The organism is Achromobacter spanius, from assembly GCF_029637605.1.
Lineage (GTDB): Bacteria > Pseudomonadota > Gammaproteobacteria > Burkholderiales > Burkholderiaceae_B > Achromobacter > Achromobacter spanius_E.
Window position 1 is genome coordinate 4,111,929 of record NZ_CP121261.1, and the last position, 21,038, is coordinate 4,132,966.

22 protein-coding genes are annotated in these 21,038 nt (G+C 64.7%); 13 read left to right on the plus strand and 9 right to left on the minus strand.

Going from position 1 to position 21,038, the window contains the following annotated elements; genetic code table 11:
* Position 1 precedes the first annotated feature (1 nt).
* Complete coding sequence (locus tag P8T11_RS18285) at positions 2-820, minus strand: c-type cytochrome (RefSeq protein ID WP_418910291.1); 819 nt, start codon at positions 818-820, stop codon at positions 2-4.
* 184 nt (positions 821-1,004) lie between these two features.
* Between P8T11_RS18285 and rapZ the strand changes: the two genes are divergently transcribed.
* Both rapZ and P8T11_RS18295 read left to right on the plus strand, forming a co-directional pair.
* Positions 1,005-1,877, plus strand: a complete 873-nt coding sequence (gene rapZ, locus P8T11_RS18290) for an RNase adapter RapZ (RefSeq protein WP_268080650.1) — start codon at positions 1,005-1,007, stop codon at positions 1,875-1,877.
* Positions 1,874-2,836 carry a septal ring lytic transglycosylase RlpA family protein gene (locus P8T11_RS18295; RefSeq protein WP_268080649.1) on the plus strand — a complete coding sequence of 321 codons (963 nt, stop codon included), beginning with the start codon at positions 1,874-1,876 and terminating at the stop codon, positions 2,834-2,836. Before rapZ ends, P8T11_RS18295 begins: the two co-directional genes overlap by 4 nt.
* A 46-nt stretch (positions 2,837-2,882) precedes the next feature.
* Here P8T11_RS18295 and P8T11_RS18300 read toward each other — a convergent pair whose 3' ends face one another.
* Positions 2,883-3,467 carry a methylated-DNA--[protein]-cysteine S-methyltransferase gene (locus tag P8T11_RS18300; RefSeq protein ID WP_268080648.1) on the minus strand — a complete coding sequence of 195 codons (585 nt, stop codon included), beginning with the start codon at positions 3,465-3,467 and terminating at the stop codon, positions 2,883-2,885.
* A gap of 3 nt (positions 3,468-3,470) precedes the next feature.
* Positions 3,471-4,406: a 16S rRNA (cytidine(1402)-2'-O)-methyltransferase gene (rsmI, locus tag P8T11_RS18305; protein ID WP_268080647.1), complete on the minus strand. Its 936-nt coding sequence runs from the start codon at positions 4,404-4,406 to the stop codon at positions 3,471-3,473.
* A 66-nt stretch (positions 4,407-4,472) separates the two neighbouring features.
* On the opposite strand from rsmI, the gene P8T11_RS18310 reads away from it, so the two are divergent.
* The 4 genes from P8T11_RS18310 (at position 4,473) to P8T11_RS18325 (ending at position 6,881) form a co-directional block, all read left to right on the plus strand.
* Positions 4,473-4,955 (plus strand): YraN family protein, encoded by a 483-nt coding sequence (locus P8T11_RS18310; protein WP_268080646.1) that lies wholly within the window; start codon positions 4,473-4,475, stop codon positions 4,953-4,955.
* A 101-nt stretch (positions 4,956-5,056) separates the two neighbouring features.
* Positions 5,057-5,650 carry a phosphoheptose isomerase gene (locus P8T11_RS18315; RefSeq protein ID WP_013396736.1) on the plus strand — a complete coding sequence of 198 codons (594 nt, stop codon included), beginning with the start codon at positions 5,057-5,059 and terminating at the stop codon, positions 5,648-5,650.
* Positions 5,647-6,390: a BON domain-containing protein gene (locus P8T11_RS18320; RefSeq protein WP_268080645.1), complete on the plus strand. Its 744-nt coding sequence runs from the start codon at positions 5,647-5,649 to the stop codon at positions 6,388-6,390. Before P8T11_RS18315 ends, P8T11_RS18320 begins: the two co-directional genes overlap by 4 nt.
* The gene (locus tag P8T11_RS18325) at positions 6,387-6,881 is read left to right on the plus strand and encodes a peroxiredoxin family protein (protein ID WP_268080644.1); all 495 of its coding nucleotides are present in this window, start codon (positions 6,387-6,389) and stop codon (positions 6,879-6,881) included. Before P8T11_RS18320 ends, P8T11_RS18325 begins: the two co-directional genes overlap by 4 nt.
* 136 nt (positions 6,882-7,017) lie before the next feature.
* Here P8T11_RS18325 and P8T11_RS18330 read toward each other — a convergent pair whose 3' ends face one another.
* A complete protein-coding gene (locus P8T11_RS18330) occupies positions 7,018-7,806 on the minus strand; it encodes a MetQ/NlpA family ABC transporter substrate-binding protein (RefSeq protein ID WP_268080643.1) in 789 nt (262 codons plus the stop codon).
* Positions 7,807-8,071: 265 nt separating this feature from the next.
* On the opposite strand from P8T11_RS18330, the gene argB reads away from it, so the two are divergent.
* The 5 genes from argB (at position 8,072) to P8T11_RS18355 (ending at position 13,114) form a co-directional block, all read left to right on the plus strand.
* A complete protein-coding gene (gene argB / locus P8T11_RS18335; protein WP_006216311.1) occupies positions 8,072-8,974 on the plus strand; it encodes an acetylglutamate kinase in 903 nt (300 codons plus the stop codon).
* Positions 8,974-9,720 carry a pyrimidine 5'-nucleotidase gene (locus tag P8T11_RS18340; protein ID WP_268080642.1) on the plus strand — a complete coding sequence of 249 codons (747 nt, stop codon included), beginning with the start codon at positions 8,974-8,976 and terminating at the stop codon, positions 9,718-9,720. The genes argB and P8T11_RS18340 overlap by 1 nt, the downstream gene beginning before the upstream one ends.
* 57 nt (positions 9,721-9,777) lie before the next feature.
* Positions 9,778-10,353 (plus strand): nucleoid occlusion factor SlmA, encoded by a 576-nt coding sequence (slmA, locus tag P8T11_RS18345; RefSeq protein WP_046803065.1) that lies wholly within the window; start codon positions 9,778-9,780, stop codon positions 10,351-10,353.
* Positions 10,354-10,558: 205 nt separating this feature from the next.
* Positions 10,559-12,052, plus strand: a complete 1,494-nt coding sequence (locus P8T11_RS18350; RefSeq protein WP_268080641.1) for a DASS family sodium-coupled anion symporter — start codon at positions 10,559-10,561, stop codon at positions 12,050-12,052.
* A gap of 12 nt (positions 12,053-12,064) precedes the next feature.
* Positions 12,065-13,114, plus strand: coding sequence for an Ldh family oxidoreductase (locus tag P8T11_RS18355; protein WP_268080640.1), 1,050 nt, complete (start codon positions 12,065-12,067; stop codon positions 13,112-13,114).
* A gap of 181 nt (positions 13,115-13,295) precedes the next feature.
* Here the strand turns inward: P8T11_RS18355 and rodA are convergent, their stop codons facing one another.
* The 5 genes from rodA to P8T11_RS18380 form a co-directional block, all read right to left on the minus strand.
* Positions 13,296-14,432 (minus strand): rod shape-determining protein RodA, encoded by a 1,137-nt coding sequence (gene rodA, locus P8T11_RS18360; protein ID WP_268080639.1) that lies wholly within the window; start codon positions 14,430-14,432, stop codon positions 13,296-13,298.
* On the minus strand, positions 14,429-16,357 hold the full coding sequence (gene mrdA / locus P8T11_RS18365; protein WP_268080638.1) for a penicillin-binding protein 2: 1,929 nt from the start codon (positions 16,355-16,357) through the stop codon (positions 14,429-14,431). The genes rodA and mrdA overlap by 4 nt, the downstream gene beginning before the upstream one ends.
* A gap of 15 nt (positions 16,358-16,372) precedes the next feature.
* Complete coding sequence (gene mreD, locus P8T11_RS18370; protein WP_268080637.1) at positions 16,373-16,933, minus strand: rod shape-determining protein MreD; 561 nt, start codon at positions 16,931-16,933, stop codon at positions 16,373-16,375.
* The gene (mreC, locus tag P8T11_RS18375; protein WP_268080636.1) at positions 16,920-17,804 is read right to left on the minus strand and encodes a rod shape-determining protein MreC; all 885 of its coding nucleotides are present in this window, start codon (positions 17,802-17,804) and stop codon (positions 16,920-16,922) included. Before mreC ends, mreD begins: the two co-directional genes overlap by 14 nt.
* 84 nt (positions 17,805-17,888) lie before the next feature.
* Entirely contained in the window at positions 17,889-18,932 is a 1,044-nt protein-coding gene (locus P8T11_RS18380; RefSeq protein ID WP_006216320.1) for a rod shape-determining protein, read from the minus strand.
* A gap of 227 nt (positions 18,933-19,159) precedes the next feature.
* On the opposite strand from P8T11_RS18380, the gene gatC reads away from it, so the two are divergent.
* Both gatC and gatA read left to right on the plus strand, forming a co-directional pair.
* The gene (gene gatC / locus P8T11_RS18385; RefSeq protein WP_268080635.1) at positions 19,160-19,468 is read left to right on the plus strand and encodes an Asp-tRNA(Asn)/Glu-tRNA(Gln) amidotransferase subunit GatC; all 309 of its coding nucleotides are present in this window, start codon (positions 19,160-19,162) and stop codon (positions 19,466-19,468) included.
* Positions 19,469-19,471: 3 nt separating this feature from the next.
* Positions 19,472-20,998: an Asp-tRNA(Asn)/Glu-tRNA(Gln) amidotransferase subunit GatA gene (gatA, locus tag P8T11_RS18390; protein WP_268080634.1), complete on the plus strand. Its 1,527-nt coding sequence runs from the start codon at positions 19,472-19,474 to the stop codon at positions 20,996-20,998.
* Positions 20,999-21,038 lie beyond the last annotated feature (40 nt).

A 21,038-nucleotide genomic window follows, 5' to 3' on the forward strand; every position in this document is an offset into this window, starting at 1 on the left:
ATCAGCGTTGCGCCTGGCTGCCGCATTCCGCGGGCAAGCGCAGCGACCCCGCGCTTTCTGGCGCGTAGGGCTCGGTGACGGGCTGTGACGACAGCCACGCGGCCAGGGCGCCGATGTCGGCCGGGGTGAGCTTGTTGGCGATGTCGGCCATGCAGTCCGGCGCGGCGGCGCGGCGCAGCCCGGTCTTCCAACTGCCGATCTGCGAACCGATGTAGTCACGCGGCAAACCCAGCAATCCAGGAATGGCGGGCATCAGGCCGCTGAGCGCGGCGCCGTGACAGGACGCACAGGCAGGCAGGCCACGAGCCGCGTCGCCCTGCAAGGCCAGCTTGCGGCCGGCCTCCAGCGTGGCGCGGGATACCTCCGCGCGCGCCGGTGGCGGATAGGGCACATGCTGCTCGGAAAAATACGCGGCCATCTCGCGCAGGTAGTCGTCGGGTAGACCCGCCAGCAGATGCGACATGGGCCGGTACTGACGGCGCTCGTCGCGGAAATTCAGCAACTGGTGGTACAGGTATTCCTGCGGCTTGCCGGCCAGGCGCGGGTAGTACCCGTCGGCGCCCGCCCGGCCCTGCGCACCATGGCAGGCGGTACAGGCCGCAACGCGGGCCGCCATGGTGTCGGGCTGCAAGGTATCAGGCTTCAACGCATCGGGACTTGCGCTGGCGGGTATGGAAGGGGCTGAAGGCGGGGCGGCGGGCGACGCTGGCTGCGCGTGCACGGGGCTTGTCGTAAAGACCACAACGGCCGCCGCGAACACGCGGAAAATCGCCCCAAACCGCGGCAGTGAAACACTACGAAAGGAAATGAGCGCTAACATCTAGGTCGAATTCCTATCCCCCGAGAGCATGGCGGCGGGGCTGGTCAGTGAATCGATCAAGTATCCGGCCCGTAAGCTTAAGCGATGGAGCAAGAAAGGGTACAGGCGCAGATTCCCGATTTACGGCCATACCAGATGCCTTCTCGCCTGCATCGTCCTGGAAAAGCGTGCCACAATCATGTCCATGTTGAAAGTCGTCCTAGTCACCGGTATCTCGGGTTCGGGAAAATCAGTTGCCTTGCGCATGCTTGAGGACGCCAGCTACACCTGCGTCGACAACTTGCCTGTGCGCTTCCTGACCGAATTCATCGCCAACGCACGCGATGAAGGCTTGGAGCGCGTGGCCGTGGCAATCGACGTCCGCTCACCCGGCGAACTCGCCGAACTGCCTGACGTCGTGACGGCGCTGCGTTCCATGGGCACCAGCCTGCGCGTGGTGTTCCTGGACGCGAACACCTCGACGCTGGTGCAGCGTTACTCCGAATCGCGTCGCCGCCATCCGCTTACCGATCGCCTGCAACGCGGCGGCACGCCGCCCTCGCTTGCCGACTGCATCGCGCTGGAACGTGAACTGCTGGCGCCACTGCGCGAGCAGGAACATGTGATCGACACCTCGGATCTGACCCCCGGTCAGTTGCGCGCCTGGATCCGCGACTTGATCCAGGCCGACCGCGCGCCGCTGGTACTGACCTTCGAATCCTTTGCCTACAAGCGCGGCGTGCCCGGCGACGCCGATCTGGTGTTCGACGTGCGCTGCCTGCCCAACCCGCATTACGACCGCAACCTGCGGCCGCTGACCGGGCGCGATGAACCCGTGGCCACCTGGCTGGCCGGTTACGAGCAAGTGGGGCAGATGGTCGACGACATCGCCGGCTTCCTGAACCGCTGGCTGCCGCAATACACGCAAGACACCCGCAACTACCTGACCGTGGCAATCGGCTGCACGGGCGGCCAGCACCGCTCGGTCTATGTGGTGGAGCAGTTGGCGCTGCGCTTCGCCGACCACGACCCCTTGCTGGTGCGCCACCGAAACCAATTGCCCACCGAATCCGCATGACCCTGTCTCGCCCGCTGCGCCCGATCCTGATGTTGTTGCTGGCCATTGCCGTGGCCGGCTGCTCTTCCACCGGCGGAAGCAAAAAGGGCGGCGGGTACTACAAGGACGACGGCCCGGACGCCAACCCGCCGTCGAACCTGGACCAGGTGCCGGATGCGGTGCCCCGCATCGAACCCTATGCCAGCGGCGCCAACCGGCCCTATGTGGTTTTCGGCAAGCGCTACGTGCCGGACACCAGCGGCCAAGCGTATAAGCAGCGCGGCCTGGCATCCTGGTACGGTAAGAAGTTCCACGGCAATGCCACGTCCATCGGCGAGTCCTACGACATGTACGCCATGACGGCGGCCCACACGACGCTGCCACTTCCCAGCTATGCGCGCGTCACCAGCCTGGTCAACGGCAAGACGATCATCGTGCGGGTGAACGACCGTGGTCCGTTCCATAGCGACCGCATCATGGATTTGTCTTACGTGGCCGCCTACAAGCTGGGCATCATCGGACCGGGTAGTGGCCAGGTAGTGGTCGAGAGCATTCCGCAGGAAGAGATCCGACGCCTGGCCTCGCAAGGAACGCCCGCGGTGCCTGCACCGGAACCCGATTCCGCCACGGGCTCGTTGCCCGTCCAGGCGCCGTTGACCGCGGCGCCGGTAGCGTTGACGGCTGAACCCTTGCCCGGCCCCGCCGCGGGTTCGGCTCCGGTACGCCAGGCGCCGGCAGCCGGCATCGGCAATGTCTATCTGCAAGTGGGCGCGTTCAGTCAGGCCGGCAACGCGCAATCGCTGGTTGCCCGCATCAATCCGCAACTGAGCTCGGTCGGCGCGCCGCCCGCCAAGGTGGATCAATCCAACAACCTGTACCGGGTCAGGATCGGCCCGTACCCCGACCGCCAAAGCGCGTTGAACGCGGTGCCGACAGTGTCGGACCGCATCGGCATCCTGCCCAGCATCGCCACGCAGTAACGCGGACGGCTTTCGGGCTTACCAAGGCAGAGTTAACAAGGCAGATTCACCACGGCAGCTCGGCTTGCCCGTCGCAGATGCGGCGCGCGCGCGGGTTGCGGCTGACATAGCGGTTGCCTTCGTGGGCCAGCAGCGCCTGCTTGCGCGGGAGCCCGCCGCCAAACCCCGTCAGCGAGGTATCGGCGCCAATCACGCGGTGACACGGAATGATGATGATGATGGGGTTGCGGCCGACCGCGCCGCCGACTGCCTGCGCGCCCTTGGGCCGCCCCACGCTGCGGGCCAGGTCGCCATAGCTGGCGAGCTTGCCAAAATCCAGTGCGCACAGTGACTGCCAGACCTTGTGCTGGAACGCGGTGCCGACGGGGTCGAGCGCCACGTCGAAAGCGCGGCGCTTGCCCGCGAACCATTCGTCCAGTTCGCGACGCGCCTGCTCCAGGATGGGATCGGCGTCCGTATGCGCCCAGCCTTCAGGCGACGGCAGCGATTCCTGGTCCGTGAACCAGGCACCACGCAGGCCTTTCGGGCTGGCGACCAGGCGCAGCTCCCCCAAAGGGGTGGGCATGTCGCGGTATGCCAAGGGTTCCAGCGGATCGGCGGGTTTTTTTGACACGATAGTTGGGTACGCCATGGCTTAGTCCGCCGACTTCTTGCGCGACAGCGCCCGGTTGTACAACACGTCTCGCGGCTGGCCCGTGACCTTGGCGGCGACCCGCGCGGCGTCGCGCACGGACAGCGATTCCAACAGCGCGTCCAACAATACATCGGTGCGCGGATCGGCATCCGCGTCGATTTCCTGCTCGGCGGCGGCATGCGCGATCAGCACGAATTCACCCTGCTCGCGGTGAGCGTCGGCAGCCAGCCAGGCCGCCGCTTCGCCCATCGTGATGGTGGCGATTTCTTCAAAGCGCTTGGTGAGCTCACGCGCCACGGTCAATTGCCGGTCGGGCCCGCAGACTTCCAGCAGGTCCGCCAGCGTGGCGGCCAACCGGTGGGGGGATTCGAACATCACCACGGGCGCGGGCAAGGCGCACCACGAACGTAGCCAGCGCTGGCGAGCCACGGCCTTGGGTGGCGGGAAACCGGCAAAGGCGTAGGCGGGGTTTTCGTCGGTGGTCACGCCGCTGCCCATCAGCGCCGCGATGACGGCGCTGGGCCCCGGCACGGGCACCACCGCGAAGCCGGCGTCGCGCACGGCGCGCACCACGCGCGCGCCAGGATCGCTGACGGCGGGTGCGCCCGCGTCCGACACCAGCGCCACGCGCTGGCCTTGGGCCAGGCGTTCACAGATGGCTTGGGCGGCGGTGGCTTCATTGTGGCGGTGCGCGGCCATGAGCGGCGTGCTGACGCCCCAGGCGTCCAGCAAGGTGCGGCTGGCGCGCGTGTCTTCGGCGGCAATCACGTCGGCGCGTTGCAGGGCATGCCAGGCCCGCAGCCCCAAGTCGCCCAGGTTACCGATCGGCGTGGCCACGACGTACAGCGTCGACGCGGGCCAATGCTGCCCCGCCACACGGTCGGCCACGCGGCTCCAGGCATCGCCGCCGGGCGGGGGTGAGACATTTTGATTCATTGCAGCCTACTGACACGGAAAACCATGTCAGTGTAGCCGCCAATCCCTGCCATCTTCGGAGCCTGCATGACGGACGATACCTTGCGCCTGGCCTGCGAACTGGCGCTGGCCGCCCGGCGTCGCGCGGACAAACGGCGGCGGCGCAGCCGACGGCCGCCCGCGCCAGGCGACACGCCGGTGCGCCGCTCGCCCATGCAGCGCCGGGGAGACCACCACGAAGACGCCGCGCTGCGGCTGCTGCAAGCACGCGGCCTGGTCTTGCTGGCGCGCAATCTGTGGACGCGGGCCGGGGAAATCGATCTGGTCATGCGCGACGGCAACACGCTGGTCTTCGTCGAAGTCCGTGCCCGCGCACGCACGCGCTACGGCGGCGCGGCGGCAAGCATCGGCCGCGACAAACAGGCTCGGCTGGCCCGCGCGGCCGCGCACTGGCTACCGGAATTGGCGCGGCGGCATTGGCAAGGGGTGGCTCCCCCTGCCCGCTTCGACGCGGTGGTGTTCGACGACGGCCATCCGCAATGGCTGCGCGCCGCCTTTGTGCTGCCGTAGCCGGCGGCACTTGCAGGGTCCGGACACGTCCGTAACCCCCTGCCGCACAGTCGTTACGCATGGACAGAACGGCGCGACGGCCCCGTGAGATAATCGCGCCCATGGATATGACCTCTCGTATGACGTCGCACTTTCGCGACGCCATGGCTGCGTGCGAACAAAGTATGAACGTCCTGGCGGAACCGCTGGCAGTGGCGGTCGACGTGCTGTTCGGCGCCCTGGCGAACAACGGCAAGATTCTGGCTTGCGGCAACGGTGGCTCGGCCGCCGATGCGCAGCATTTCATCGCCGAACTGGTGGGCCGCTTCGAACGCGAGCGCCTGCCCCTGGCGGGCATCGCGCTCAATACCGACACCTCCATTCTCACCGCCGTCGGCAACGACTACGGCTTTGACGAAATCTATGAGCGCCAGGTCAACGCCTTCGGGCAGGCCGGCGACGTACTGGTGGCCATCTCCACCAGCGGCAATTCACCCAACGTGGTGCGGGCCATGGAAGCCGCCAGCGCCCGCGAAATGCACGTGCTTGCCCTGACGGGCAAGGGCGGCGGCGTCATGGGGGAACTCATCACGCCCATGGACGTCCATCTATGTGTTCCCAGCGACCGCACCATGCGGATCCAGGAAGTCCATATTCTGCTGCTGCACGCGCTTTGCGACGGCATCGACGCTCTTCTGCTTGGAGACACCGAATGATTTCTGACGTCAGAACCGCAGTTCGCCCCCTGATGCTCGCCGCGGCGCTGTCCACCGCCGCCCTGTCGCTGTCGGCCTGCGCGCCCCTGATCGTGGGCGGCGCGGCCGCCACCACGGCGGTCGTCATCACCGACCGCCGCACCTCCGGCATCCAGCTTGAAGACCAGAACATTGCCTTCAAGGCGCAAAGCCAGATCTCGCAAAAGCTGGGCGACACGGCCCGGGTCAATGCCATGGCCTATGGTGGGCACCTGCTGCTGACGGGCGACGTGCCCACCGAGCAAGCCAAAGCCGAAGCGACCACCATTGCGCAAGGCATCGAAAACGTCAAACAGGTCATCAACCAGTTGAACGTCGGCCCCATCGCCTCGTTCGGCACACGTTCGAACGACACATGGCTGACGTCCAAGGTCAAGACCGCGCTGATCAACACCAAGTACGTGCCGTCCGGCACCATCGCACTGACGACCGACAATAGCGTCGTCTACCTGATGGGCAAGGTGACCCAGGCCGAAGGCGACTACGCCGCCAACGCCACGGCGGATGTCGGCGGCGTGGTCAAGGTGGTTAAACTGTTCGAAATCATCAGCCGCGAAGAAGCGATCCGGTTGTCCAACAGCAGCACCCGGGACGCCGCCACAGAAACCAAAGCGCCTATTCAAAGCGGCGCCGGCGCAGCACCCAGCGACAACAACGCGGCCGGCACGAGCAACGGCGTAGAAGCGATGCCCATCAAATGAAAAAAGCCATCGTAGCCCTGGCCGTCCTGGTGGCGGTTGGCGTCGGCGCCTGGTTCGTCTGGCGTCCTGCCCAGACCGCGCCCGACGTCTCCTTCACCACGCTGGAAGGCAAAACCTTTTCAATGCAGGACCTGCGCGGCAAGGTTGTGCTGGTCAAGTTCTGGGCAACCAGTTGTGTCACTTGCGTGAAGCAGATGCCGGAAACCATCGCCGCCTACAAGGAATACGCCGCGAAGGGCTACGAGGCCGTGGCGGTCGCCATGGACTACGACCCGCCCAATTACGTGCTGAACTTCGCCGAGCAGCGCAAGCTGCCTTTCCCGGTGGCGCTGGACACCAAGGGCGAGATCGCGCGCGCGTTCGGCGACATCCGGCTCACCCCCACCGCCTTCCTGATCGACAAGCAGGGGCACATCATCAAGCGCTATCTGGGTGAATACGACGTGGCCGAATTCCACGCCACGGTGGAAAAGGCGCTGGCGGCAGGCTGATTACGCTGGGTTTGCGCGTTTGGTTGTCAGCGCGTTTCCCAGTTGCTCCGTTCCCCGCCCCCAAAACAAAACCGCCCATTGGGCGGTTTTGTTTTTGCCCGGCCGTATCAGCCGAGTCCAGCGGTATCTGCCGGACTCAAAACGCCGGAATGACCGCGCCCTTGTACTTTTCCTGGATGAATTTCTTCACCTCGGGCGAGTGCAGCGCGTCAACCAGCTTCTTGATGCCGGGGGCGTCCTTGTTGTCCGACCGGGTCACCAGAATGTTGGCGTAGGGCGAATCAGCGCCCTCGATGAACAACGCATCCTTCGTGGGAACCAGGCCGGCTTCCAGCGCGTAGTTGGTGTTGATCAAGGCCAGGTCCACGTCATCCAGCGCGCGCGGCAGCATTGCAGCTTCGAGTTCGCGGAATTTCAGCTTCTTGGGGTTCTCGACCACATCGGCGGCGGTGGCCAGGATGTTGGACGGATCCTTCAGCTTGATCACGCCCTGCTTTTGCAGCAGCACCAGCGCGCGGCCGCCGTTGGACGGATCGTTCGGGATGGCGACCGTGGCGCCGTCCTTGAGCTCGGTCAGGCTCTTGATCTTCTTGGAATACCCGCCAAAGGGTTCGACGTGGACCAGCGCCACCGGCACCAGCGTGGCCTTGCGGTCTTTGTTGAACGAATCCAGGTACGGCTTGTGCTGGAAGAAGTTGGCGTCCAACTGCTTGTCCACCAATTGCAGGTTGGGCTGCACGTAATCACTGAACACCGTGATGTCGAGCTCGACGCCTTGCTTGGCCAACTGCGGTTTCACCACTTCCAGGATTTCGGCGTGGGGAACCTGGGTCGCGCCCACCACCACTTTTTCTGCATGGGCGGCATGGGCCGCCACCAGGAAGGCCGATGCCACCAGGGCAGACCGGACGAAGTTCAAACGCATGTGTTGCCTCTTTTATGGGATGAAAATAGGGGACTGATTCTCAATAGCCAGGATTCGCCCCCTTTTGCGGGGCCCCGCTGTCTCGAAAACGCACCCAATTTACCTGAATGCCGGTTATTTGTCGGGCATATGGACATGGGTTTTAGGCATATGAAACGCGGGGGTACTACAATCCGTCGTATGCTTGCGCTACCGCGTTTCGAACGCGATGTTGTGCAGGCATTTTTTCTAACCACTCATACTTTTATTTGCCGACTTAGCTGCCATGACCGACACCCCCGACCCTGCTGCCGTTTCGTCCCCCGCTGTCAAAGCCGCTGTGCTGTCTGAAGCACTGCCGTATATCCGACGATTCCACGGCAAGACCATCGTGGTCAAGTACGGCGGCAACGCCATGACGGAAGAGCGCTTGCAGCGCAGCTTCGCGCACGACGTCGTGCTGCTCAAGCTGGTGGGTCTGAACCCGGTGGTGGTGCACGGCGGCGGTCCGCAGATCGACGACGCGCTGCGCCGCATCGGCAAGCAAGGCACCTTCATCCAGGGCATGCGCGTGACCGATGCCGAAACCATGGAAGTGGTTGAATGGGTGTTGGGCGGCCAGGTCCAGCAAGACATCGTCATGATGATCAACGAGGTCGGCGGCAAGGCCGTGGGCCTGACCGGCAAGGATGGCGGCTTGATCCAGGCCCAGAAAAAACTGATGGCCAACAAGGACAACCCCGCCGAACCGATCGACATCGGCTTCGTGGGCGACATCACGCTGGTTGAACCTGCCGTGGTCAAGGCCCTGCAAGACGACCAGTTCATTCCCGTGATCTCGCCCATCGGCTATGGCGAAGACGGCACCGCCTACAACATCAACGCCGACGTCGTCGCCGGCAAGATGGCCGAAGTGCTGGGCGCCGAAAAGCTCTTGATGCTGACCAATACCCCGGGCGTGCTGGACAAGGCGGGCAAGCTGTTGCGCAGCCTGTCGGCCCAGACCATCGACGAGCTCTTCGCCGACGGCACTATCTCGGGCGGCATGCTGCCCAAGATCTCGTCGGCGCTGGATGCCGCCAAGAACGGCGTGAATTCCGTGCATATCGTCGACGGCCGCGTGCCGCACTGCCTGCTGCTGGAAATCCTGACCGACCAAGGCGTGGGCACGATGATCAGCTCGCATTGATGCGAGCACAGCGCCTCTTGTTGCGGCCGGCGGTGCGCCTGCGCCGCTCACGCCGCGTGGCCACGGGCGTTTCCGAACGCCTGTGGCTGTTCGACCTGGACAACACGCTGCACGACACCTCCCATGCCATCTTTCCGAAGATAGACCTGGGCATGACCATGGCGGTGGCCGAGGCGCTGAATGTAGACGTCGACACCGCCAACGATCTGCGCAGGAAATATTGGCACCGCTACGGTGCCACGATGATTGGCATGGTGCGCCACCACGGCGTCAACCCGCACGACTTCCTGCACCGCAGCCACGACTTCGACGTCAACCCGCTGGTGCGCAGCGAAAAGGCGCTGGCCTACAAGCTGCGCCGCCTGCCCGGTCGCAAGGTGCTGCTGACCAACGCGCCACTGCGCTATGCGCGCTCCGTGCTGGAACGCCTGGGCATCCTGAACCAGTTCGACAGCCTGTGGGCCATCGAACACATGCAACTGCACGGTGAATTCCGGCCCAAGCCGTCGCCCGCGCTACTGCGCTATGTACTGGCCCGCGAAGGCGTGCCCGCCCACCGCGCCGTGCTGGTCGAAGACACGCTGGCCAACCTGCGCGGCGCGCGCAGCGTGGGCCTGCGCACGGTGCACGTGTATCACCCCGGCACGCCCTTTTCGCGCGGCCAATCGCATCGTCCGCCCTATGTCGACTTGCGGGTAAACTCCGTCAGTGATTTGTTGTTACGTCGGCGTCCCCTGCGGGGATAGCGGCGCGCTCCTCCCCTTCCCTTCACCGTCCAAGCCTGCGCGAGAGCAGTCCCTTCCATGGCGAGCAAACCCGGCGAGCGCAAGACCCAGATTCTGCAGACCCTGGCCGAGATGCTGGAGCAACCGCACGCATCTCGCATCACCACGGCCGCGCTGGCCGCGCGCCTGCAGGTGTCGGAAGCCGCGCTGTATCGGCATTTCGCCAGCAAGGCGCAGATGTTCGAAGGGCTGATCGAATTCATCGAAACCAGCATCTTCACGCTGGTCAACCAGATTGCCACCGTGGAACCCTACGGCGTGCCGCAAGCGCACAAGACCGTGGCAATGCTGTTGACGTTTTCCGAGCGCAACAAGGGCATGACGCGGGTGCTGACGGGCGACGCGCTGGTCACGGAAGACAACCGGCTGCAAGAGCGCATCAACCATATCAATGACCGGATCGAAACGTCGTTGAAGCAGTCGCTGCGTATCGCCATCACCGACGGCGGTTTGCCGGCGGATGCCAACGTGGCCGCGCACGCCAGCCTGCTGACGCATCTGGTGTTGGGCCGCTGGCTGCGCTATGCGCAAAGCGGCTGGCGGGTTGCGCCGACGCTGCACCTGGATGAGCAACTGCGCCTGGCGCTGGGCTGAAGCGCCCCCTTGCGAGCCGCAAGGGCGAACGAGCATAATGCGCCGGGTAGGTTTCCTCAAGCCCAAAGCTCTATCGGTTTGATCTACATCAATGCGGGTTTTCCTCAATGCCGTCACGATCGTCCTGTAGCGTCGACACATCGAATTGAATAAACCCGTGCTCGCGGGAAGCGTGTCGACGGTTTGACCTCAACCGGAGATGGATATGACCGCGCCAGCCGCTGTCCCTGCCTCGCAAGCCCCCAAGAAAGTAAAAATACCCATCGGACTCATCGCCGGCGTCTTGGTGATGATCGGGGTGCTAATGATGCCCCTGCCCGCCGACCTGCCGGTTGCGGGCCACCGCATGCTGGCGATCCTGGCATTCGCCGTGGTGGTCTGGATTACCGAAGCCGTGTCTTACGAAGCCAGCGCGATCATGATCACGACGCTGATGGCTTTCCTGCTGGGCACGGCTCCGACAATCAAAGACCCGAACGTGCTGTACGGCACGTCCGCCGCCATCAGCATGGCGCTGACGGGCTTTGCCAACTCGGCGCTGGCGCTGGTCACCGGCGCCTTGTTCATTGCCGCCGCCATGACGTTCACCGGGCTGGACCGGCGCATTGCGCTGGTCACGCTGTCGCGGGTGGGCACCAGCACGCGCCGCATCCTGATCGGATGTATCGCCGTGACGATCGTGTTGAGCCTGGTCGTGCCCAGCGCCACCGCGCGCAGCGCCGCCGTGGTGCCGATCATGATGGGCGTCATCGCCGCCTTCGGCGTGGACAAGCGCTCGAACATCGCGGCCGGCATCATGATCATCGTGGCGCAGGCCACCAGCATCTGGAACGTGGGCATCCAGACCGCCGCCGCGCAAAACCTGCTGACCGTCGGCTTCATGGAAAAGATGCTGGGTGAGCGTGTGGCGTGGTCGGACTGGCTGATTGCCGGCGCCCCGTGGTCGCTGATCATGTCGGCCGTGCTGATCGTCGTGGTGCTCAAGCTGCTGCCGCCGGAAAGCGACAGCATCGCCGGGGGCAAGGAAGCCGTCGAAAAGTCGCTGATTGAACTGGGCCCGATGACCAGCGCGCAAAAGCGCCTGATGGGTGTGTCGCTGATGCTGCTGCTGTTCTGGGCAACCGAAGGCAAGCTGCACAAGTTCGACACCACGTCCACCACCTACTTTGGCCTGGTTTTGTTGCTGCTGCCGCGCTTTGGCGTGATGACGTGGAAAGACGTGCAGTCGCGCATTCCATGGGGCACCGTGATTGTGTTCGGCGTGGGTATCAGCCTGGGCACCGCCCTGCTGACCACACAAGCCGGCCAATGGCTGGGCAACCAGGTGGTTGCGCACACCGGGCTGGACCATCTTGGGCCGCTCGCCATCTTCGCCGTGCTGGCCGCGTTCCTGATCGTCATCCACCTGGGTTTCGCCAGCGCCACCGCGCTGACCTCGGCCATGCTGCCCATCCTGATTTCGGTGCTGGCCACGCTGCCCGGCGATTTCAGTCGCCTGGGCATGACGATGCTGTTGGGCTTTGTCGTCAGCTACGGCTTCATCCTGCCGATCAACGCTCCGCAGAACATGGTGTGCCTGGGCACGGAAACCTTCAACGCCAAGCAGTTCGCGAAAGTCGGCATCATTGTCACCATCGTCGGCTACCTGCTGATGCTGCTGATGGGCATGACCTACTGGCGCTGGCTCGGCTGGCTGTAAGGAGTACGCATCATGAAACTCTCTTTAGCCCAAGCCAATGAATACGGCCGCCGCGTGCTGATGGCGCAAGGCGTGCCGGAAGACATCGCGCGCGACGTGGCCGAGCACCTGGTGGAGTCCGACCGGGTCGGCTACACCAGCCACGGCCTGTCGATCCTGACCAACTATCGCCGCGTGCTGTCCCAGGGACTGGCGCAGGCGGATGGCCGCCCCGAACTGGTCAATGACCGGGGCGCCATGCTGGCCTACGACGGCCACCACGGCCTGGGCCAGTACGTTGGCAAGGTCGTCATCGACAAGGCCATCGAGCGTACGCAGGAACACGGGCAGTGCATCGTGACCCTGCGCCACAGCCATCACCTGGGCCGCATGGGCCACTTTGGCGAAATGGTGGCGGCCAAGGGGCTGATCCTGCTGGCCTTCACCAACGTGATCAACCGCGCCCCCACCGTGGCGCCGTTCGGCGGCGCGCAAGCCTGCCTGACCACCAACCCGCTGTGCTTTGCCGGCCCGCTGCCTGGCGGACGTCCGCCTTTCATCGTGGACATGGCGACGAGTTCCATCGCCGTGAACAAGGCGCGGGTGCTGGCGGCCAAGGGCGAACAAGCGCCGCCCGGGTCGCTGATCGACGCGGACGGCAACCCCACGACGGACCCCAGCGCGCTGTTCGCCGATCCGCCGGGCGCCCTGCTGCCCTTTGGCGGCCACAAGGGCTACGCGCTGGGCCTGGTGGCCGAACTACTGGCGGGGGTGTTGTCAGGCGGCGGCACGATCCAGCCTGAACACCCGCGCAACGGCGTGGCAACGAACAATATGTTTGCGCTGCTGCTGGACCCGCAGGTCGACTTCAATACGGACTGGCGGTCGATGGAAGTGGGTGCGTTCATCGATTATTTGCACGCCTGCAAGCCGCAACCGGGTGTGGAGGGGGTGCAGTACCCGGGGGAATATGAAGCTCGGAATCGGGCGGTGAATGCGGATTCGGTGGAGTTCGACAGCCGGATCTGGGACGGGCTGAACACGCTGGCGGTGGAGTTGGGGGTGCCGGAGGCGTTGCCTTGAGGGCGGGCGCGTAGGGGACGATGGGGTTCGTGCTTGGCGGAGATGAAGGGGGTCGTGCTTGCGGAGATGATGGGTTCGTGTTTGCGGAGATGATGGGTTTCGCGCGAAGGAGAATGGCGTTTTTGGGTAGGGGGTGGCGCGCTGCACCCATCCTACGCCATCCTGCCTTTGAGAAATGCTGTCAGGTTTTGGTGGAGCGGTGTCGGCTGATGCTCATCATGATGCCGAACGCGATGCCCATCGTGAATAGTGCGGTCCCGCCGTAACTCATGAATGGCAAGGGTACGCCCACGACCGGCAGGATGCCCGTCACCATCCCGACGTTCACGAACACGTAGATGAACAGCATCATCGTCAGCGCGCCGGCCAGCAGCCGGCCGAACTGCGATGAGGCGCGGGACGCGATGGTGAGGCCGCGCGCCATCATCAAGCCGTACAGCACCAGAATCGCAATGCCGCCGTACAGCCCGAATTCCTCGGCGTAGACCGCGAAGATGAAGTCGGTGGTGCGTTCGGGAATGAAGTCCAGATGGGTTTGCGTACCCTTCATGTAGCCCTTGCCGTACATGCCGCCCGACCCCACCGCGATCATCGATTGAATCGTGTGGAAGCCCTTGCCGAGCGGATCGGAACTTGGGTTCAGCAGGGTGCAGACACGGTTCTTCTGATAGTCGTGCAGCACGACCCAGTTCACGTCCGGTTCGCACAATTGGTCTTCGTAGTACACCAGCGTGCCGATGGCGATGATGCCGGCCAACATGACGGGCACCAGCAGCTTGAAGGACAGGCCCGCGAAATAAATCACGAAAAAGCCCGCGCCGAACACCAGCAGCGCCGTGCCCAAATCGGGCTGCAAGACGATCAGCCCAAAGGGCGCGGCCAGCATCGCGGCGGCGGCGAAGAAATCGCGGACGCGCACGGCGCCTTCGTGACGCTGGAAATACCAGGCCAGCATCATCGGCACGGCAATCTTCATCATCTCGGACGGCTGGATCCGGGTTACGCCCAGGTCCAGCCAGCGCGTCGCGCCCTTGCTGGTTTCCCCAAAGAATTCCACGCCCAGCAGCAACACCACCCCCACCACGTAAAACGGCAAGGCCAGCTTCATCAGCCACTTGGGCGGAATCAGCGCCATGGTCCACATGGCGAAGAACGCGATGACGAAGTTGCGTGACTGCTCGGCAAAACGCCAGTCCGTACCACCCACGGCAGAATGCATGACGGTCAGGCCCAGCGCCGTGAACATCATCAGGATGGCCAGCAGCGGCCAGTCGAACGCCGTGAAGACGCGTAGCAGGATGAGGCCCAGGCGTTTCATTGTTGGCGCACCACTTCGTCGGTAATCGTTTCGACGGACGCCAGCGGGTCGCCACGGTCGGGCCGCACGATATGGTCCTGGCGGTCCTTGGCGAGCCAATAGTCGAAAACCTTGCGCGCGACCGGCGCGGCCACGCTGGCGCCCCAGCCCGCGTTCTCGACAATCAGCGACAGGGCAATGCGGGGATGCTCCAGCGGCGCGAAGCCCATGAACAGCGCGTGGTCGCGCAGGCGTTCGTCGATGGCGCTGGCGCGGTAGTGGCCACCGCGCAGGCTGAACACCTGCGCGGTACCGGTTTTACCGGCCGCCTGGTACGGCGCGTTGGCGAATGCGCGGCGCGCGGTACCGGACCGCACCACATCCGCCATGGCGTTCTTGATCACATCCACGTTGGCCTGCTTGAGCGGGATGCGGTAATCGGGCACGGACACCGTGGGCTTGGCGACGCCAGTGCGCGAATCGCGCACCGCGTGCACCAGGTGCGGGCGGCGGTACAGGCCATTGTTGGCCAGGGTCGACGTACCCTGCGCCAGTTGCAGCAAGGTAAATGAGTTGTAGCCCTGGCCCACGGCCACCGATATGGTTTCGCCCGCGTACCAGCGCTGGCGGTCCTTGTCTTTGTAGGCCGCGCGCTTCCAGTCGGTGGACGGCAACACGCCCCGCTTTTCGCCTTCCAGGTCGATGCCCGTGATCTGGCCAAAGCCGAACTGCTTGGTGAAGTCATGCAGGGCGTTGACGCCGATCTCGGGGCCGAGCGAATAAAAGTACGTGTCGGACGACACCACGATGGCCTTGTGCATGTCCGTCATGCCGTAGGCCGCGCCGCCCGCGTTGCGGAATCTTTGCCCGCCGAACTCGAAGTAGCCGGGATCCGAAATACGGTCCGTTGCGCTGCGCTTGCCCAGTTCCAGGGCGGCCAGGCCAACGAACGGCTTGTAGGTGGAGCCGATGGGATAGGTGCCGTAAAGCGGACGATTGATCAGCGGATGGTCCGGTGATTCGTTAAGCATGCGCCAGTTATCGACATCGATGCCATCCACGAACAGATTGGGGTCGAATGACGGCTGCGACACAAAGGCCAGCACCTCGCCCGTATCCGGGTCAATCGCGACCAACGCGCCGCGCTGGCCCGCGAAGGCTTCCTCGGCCACCTTCTGCAGGCCCAGGTCAATGGACAGCATGATGTCCGACCCCGGCACCGGATCAATCCGCCGCAACGTGCGCATCGGGCGGCCGCTTGCGGTGACTTCGACCTCTTCCAGGCCGGTGCGGCCGTGCAGTTGCTCTTCCCAGGTCTTTTCGATGCCTTTTTTGCCGATGACATCCGTGCCGCGGTAGTTGCCCAGTTGGCCGGTGCGCTCCAGTTCTTCGTTGTCGCCTTCGGCGATGCGGCCGATGTAGCCGACCACGTGCGCGGCAGAGACGCCTTGCGGATATTCGCGCACCCAGCGCGCCCGCAATTCAACCCCCGGGAACTGGAAGGCGTGCGCGGCGAACCAGGCCGCCTCGGTCTCGTTCAGGTTATTGCGCAAGAGCAGGCTGGCGTAACGGCTGGCCTCCGCCGCGCGCCGCTTGAAACGCCGCTGATCCGCCGGGCTGATGTAGACGATTTCGGTCAGGCGCTCGAACAGCTCGTTCATGTTGCCGGCATGGGCAGGCACCACTTCCAGCGTGTAGGTGCGGTAGTTGCGGGCCAGGACTTCCCCGTTGCGGTCCAGGATCTCACCGCGTCGCGGCGGGATCGGCACCACCGCGATGCGGTTGCGGTCGGCGCGTTCCGACAGGCCTTCGTAACGGTCTACCTGCAAGTACCAGAACCGGCCTGCCAGCACGCCGAAGCACACCAGCGCGAACACACCGCCCACCCACGCGCGCAGGCGGAATCGCTGCTTTTGCTGCTGGCCGGTTTTCTTGAATTCAAACATCACGCATCGCCGTCATCAGGCGGAGGAGGATTCTGCGTCGTCGGCGCCGCGCTGCGGCAGGTGCAGCACCCAACCCACCAGCGGCCACAAGGCGACCGTGATGGCCACGCTGACGCACCATTCCCAGCCCGGCCACTTTCCCGCCAGCCAGGCGTGGATGATCTGCGTCAGGAAACGGGCGACGAAGAACACAGGCAGCATGTGCATCGCCTGGCTCCAGAGGTCGAACCGTTGCAGCCGTCGGTGCAGCACCACGGCGCCATAGGCGACCAAGGTGTAGGACAAGGCGTGCTCGCCCAGCAGGCCGGCGTCGTGCACATCCATCAGCAAGCCGAAGAAGAACGCGGTGAACAGGCCGACGCGGCGCGGTTCGTGCACGCACCAGAAGGCGATGATCAGCAGCAGTACGTCGGGCGCGCCCTGCCACAGCCGCCACGGCAGCAACGACACCAGCCACACCAGCAGCAAGGTGCCCCAGACGAACACACCATGCGCCGGACCGGAAAGCCGGTCGGGGTGCACGTTGCTGGGTGTGCCCAGGCGGCGCCTGGGTTGCGATTGATTAGTCCGATCCACCGGAATCGACCTCCTGACGGTTGGACTCGGCGCGGGCCACATCCACCTGCAGTACCAGGAAGTGGCGATAGCGTTCGGGGTGGGCCAGCGGTTCACACACGGCGCGGGCGAACCCGGAAGCGGTGTCGCGCTCGACCGAGGTCACTTTGGCCACGGGCAGGCCGGCGGGAAACAGGCCGCCGACGCCACTGGTGACGATAGTATCGCCTTCCTTGATGTCGGCATTGGCGGCAAGGTAACGAACTTCCATCTTGCCGGGCGAATTGCCGCCGAAGGCAATCAAGCGCAGGCCGTTGCGCAGCAATTGCACGGGAATGGACACTTGTTCGTCGGTCACCAGGGCAGCTTCGGCCGTCATCGGCGTCACACGCACGATCTGGCCCACCACGCCGCCTTCGTCGATGACCGGCATGCCCGGCGCCAATCCGGCCTTGCTGCCCTTGTTGAACACCAGCCTTTGCGTGAACGCGTTGGCGGGTTCGTACATGACCTCGACCACCACGGCCGACTGGTCCACGGTATCGGTCACACCCAGCAGGCGGCGCAATTGGGCGTTTTCGGCGGCCAGTTGCGCGGCGTGCGACGCCACTTGGGCCAGCTCGATGCGCTGGCGCTGCAAGGCTTCGTTTTCACTGCGGATGCGGTTGGCCGCGTTGACCCACTCATTGACCTGCTGGACCAGATCGCGCGGCGCCATGACGGCGCGCTGAAAGGGGTACAGCGCCACGGCAATCGTACGGCGCGCGGGTTCAAGCATGCGCCATTGCGAATCCATGATGATCAAAACCAAAGCAAGGACGACCAGAACGACCAGCCGCACCTCCGCAGGTGGGCCGCGCCTGAATAGGGGGGGGGTCCCTTGTCGTTGCATGAATCTCAGCCCGGACGCCCGCGTCCGTAGCCCCCGCAGCGGCCGGAGCCGAAAAAAAGCGGGGCTCCGGGCTGGCGGGCGGTATTAGTCGTTGATGAAGATGGCGCCCAGTTTCTCAAGGTGTTCCAGCGCCTCGCCGCAACCACGCACGACGCAGGTCAGGGGGTCGTCGGCCACCACCACGGGCAAACCGGTCTCTTCCTGCAGCAGGCGATCAAGATCGCGCAGCAGCGCGCCGCCACCGGTCAGGGCGATGCCCTTGTCGGTGATGTCGGCGCCGAGTTCGGGCGGGGTTTGTTCAAGTGCGATCTTCACGGCGGAGACGATCTGGTTCAGCGGATCGGTCAGCGATTCCAGGATCTCGTTGGACGAGACCGTGAAGCTGCGCGGCACGCCTTCGGCCAGATTGCGGCCCTTGACTTCGATCTCGCGGACTTCGGACCCCGGGAATGCGGAACCGATTTCCTTCTTGATCAATTCAGCCGTGGGTTCACCGATCAGCATGCCGTAGTTGCGGCGGATGTAGTTGACGATGGCCTCGTCGAACTTGTCGCCGCCGACGCGCACGGAACCCTTGTAGACCATGCCGCCCAGCGAGATGACCGCCACTTCCGTGGTGCCACCGCCGATGTCGACAACCATGGAGCCGCTGGCGTCGGACACGGCCAGGCCGGCGCCGATGGCCGCGGCCATGGGTTCTTCGATCAGGAAAACGTGGGACGCGCCCGCGCCCAAGGCCGATTCGCGAATGGCGCGGCGCTCAACCTGGGTGGAACCGCAAGGCACGCAGACGATGATCCGCGGGCTGGGCGCCAGCATGTTGCGGGGGTGCACCATGCGAATGAACTGTTTGAGCATCTGTTCGGTGACCGTGAAGTCGGCGATAACGCCGTCCTTCATGGGCCGGATGGCCTCGATGTTGCCGGGAACTCGACCGAGCATCTGCTTGGCTTCGTGGCCGACGGCCTGGATGATCTTTTTGCCGTGAGGCCCGCCTTCATGACGGATTGCGACCACGGAGGGCTCATCGAGCACGATGCCCTTGCCGCGGACGTAAATCAGCGTATTGGCGGTACCGAGGTCGATCGCCATATCGCTGGAAAAATAACTGCGCAGGAATCCGAACATGGGAGCTCAGCTAAATTCTGGGGGGAATTGGGTTCATGCCGGGGGGCGTATGGCCCGAAAAAGGTCGGGTCCGCCTGTCATCACGGCGATTAAACCGTGAATCATAACTTATAATTTCACCGGAAATAGCGCATAAATGCAGGCTATTCAAGCTTTGTAACGGGTTCGGCGCATGCATACTGCCCAGTCCCGCCCTTCGGCCTTCGCTTATCGATTTTGCAATCCCTATGGCGCTTAATGACACAGATGTGGCCCGCATTGCCCGGCTGGCCAGGATCGAATTGACCCCCGACCAGCGCACCCTTGCGCAGGCCGAGCTTAACGGCATTCTCCACTTGATAGAACGGCTTCAGTCCGTCGACACCCAAGGCGTCGAACCGCTGGCCCACCCCCTGTCCGCCCATGAGGACATTGTGCTGCGCCTGCGTGAAGACGCCGTGACCGAGACCAGCTCGGAAACGCGCCGCGAAGCGCTGCTGGCCAATGCCCCCGACGCCCAGGAAGGCTTGTTCCTGGTTCCTAAAGTCCTGGACTAAGCCATGACAAAACCCGCCTTGCATACCCAATTCGAGGGGATCGCCGCCTTGCGCGCGGCCCTCGCCCAACGCCAGGTCAGCGCCGTCGAACTGGCGCAAAGCGCCTTGGCGGCCGCCGATGCGGCCAGCGGCCTGAATTGCTTTTTACATATTGACGCTGAATTGACGCTGGCCCAGGCCCGCGCCGCCGACGCCGCCCTGGCCGACGGCTCGGCAGGCCCCTTGGCCGGCGTGCCCATCGCCCACAAAGACGCTTTCGTGACCCGCGGCTGGCGCACCACCGCCGGCAGCAAGATGCTGGACGGCTACGTCAGCCCGTTCGACGCCACCGTGGTCGAGCGCCTGGGTTCGGCTGGCGCCGTGTCCATCGGCAAGCTCAACTGCGACGAATTCGCCATGGGCTCCGGCAACGAGAATTCCGCCTACGGCGTCGTGAAGAATCCTTGGGACCACGCCGCCGTTCCGGGCGGGTCGTCGGGCGGCTCGGCCGCCGCGGTGGCCGCCCGCCTGGTGGCCGCGGCTACCGGCACCGACACCGGCGGCTCGGTCCGCCAACCCGCCGCGCTGTGCGGCGTCAGCGGCATCAAGCCCACTTACGGCACCGTGTCGCGCTATGGCATGGTGGCTTTCGGGTCCAGCCTGGACCAGGCCGGCCCCTTGGCGCAAAGCAGCCGCGACCTGCTTGAACTGCTGGACGTCATCAGCGGCTTTGACCCGCGCGACGCCACCAGCCTGGAGAAGTGCGACGCCGCCGTGAACGAACCCGGCCGCGTCCGCCGCGACTTCGACGCCGCGCAAGGAAAGTTCGACTCCGCCGGCAGCCAGCCCCTGAAGGGCCTGCGCATCGGCGTGCCGGAAGAATATTTCGGCGCCGGCCTGGCTGCCGATGTAGCCGCCGCGGTGGAAGCCGCGCTGGCACAGTTTGAAGCGCTGGGCGCCGTGCGCGTGCCGGTATCCCTGCCCCGCACGGAACTGGCCATCCCGGCTTATTACGTCATTGCCCCGGCGGAAGCGTCCAGCAACCTGGCCCGCTACGACGGCGTGCGCTACGGCCACCGCACCGAGCAGTACGGCGATTTGAACGAGATGATCAGCCGCTCGCGCGCCGAAGGCTTCGGCGACGAGGTCAAGCGCCGCATCCTGATCGGCACCTACGTGCTGTCCCACGGTTACTACGATGCCTATTATTTGCAGGCCCAACGCCTGCGCCGCCTGATCGCGCAAGATTTCCAACGCGCCTATGCCGGCCAGTGCGACGTGATCATGGGCCCGGTCACGCCCTCGGTTGCCAAGAACATCGGCGACAACCGCGACGACCCAACCGCCGACTGGCTGGCCGACGTCTACACGCTGGGCGTGAGCCTGGCCGGTTTGCCGGCAATGTCGATCCCCTGCGGCTTTGGCGGCGACAACGGCAAGCGTCCGGTCGGCCTGCAAATCATTGGCAACTACTTCGATGAAGGCAGGCTCCTGGCCATCGCCGACCGTTACCAACAAGTGACGGACTGGCACAAGCGGTCCCCGCTCTGATGATGCCCCCACGCTCTCTTCGTTCGCTGCCCCCCGACGG